General features: G+C 73.6%; 1 protein-coding gene. It reads right to left on the reverse strand.

The genetic code is table 11. The features are described 5' to 3' along the window. The coding region (locus UK12_RS33020) for a hypothetical protein (protein WP_045306900.1) at positions 1 to 397 on the reverse strand (397 nt) is incomplete at its 3' end. Positions 398 to 535: the final 138 nt, after the last annotated feature.

A 535-nucleotide genomic window follows, 5' to 3' on the forward strand; every position in this document is an offset into this window, starting at 1 on the left:
CGTCGCTGTACTCCCTGGCGTCGCCCAGGCAGGCCGCGTAGTCGGTGCTGGAGGTACAGGCGTCGATCGGCAGCCGGGTGCCGTCCGGGCGCAGGTAGACCTGGCCGAAGCCCCACATGTCGTTGGGCAGGGCGGACTGCGGGATCAGCACGGTCTCCCCACTCCACAGGTACGGACGGACCATAGACATCCCGTACTGGAGTGCCGCCCCCACCGCGAGGGTGACGCCCATCGCCGGGCCCACCCGGCCCAGCAGGCCACCGACGGTCGCGCCGACCCCCAGCGCCAGCAGCCCGGTGCCGATCAGCGTCGGCGCCCCGGAGCCGTGGAACCCCCGGCCGGACCGGTGGTGTGGTGAGAGCGTGCGGAGCTCGCAGGCCGCGCTGGCGAACGACATGTGGGGCTGCGGGCAGGGCTACCTGCGCCCGGGCGGCACCCGGCTGCCGATCGACGCCTGTACCGGCAGCACCGACTACGCGGCCTGCCTGGGCGACGCCAGGGAGTACAGCGACGGGCACCGCGCCTCGGACTACTG

The organism is Saccharothrix sp. ST-888 (genome assembly GCF_000955975.1).
GTDB lineage: Bacteria > Actinomycetota > Actinomycetes > Streptomycetales > Streptomycetaceae > Kitasatospora.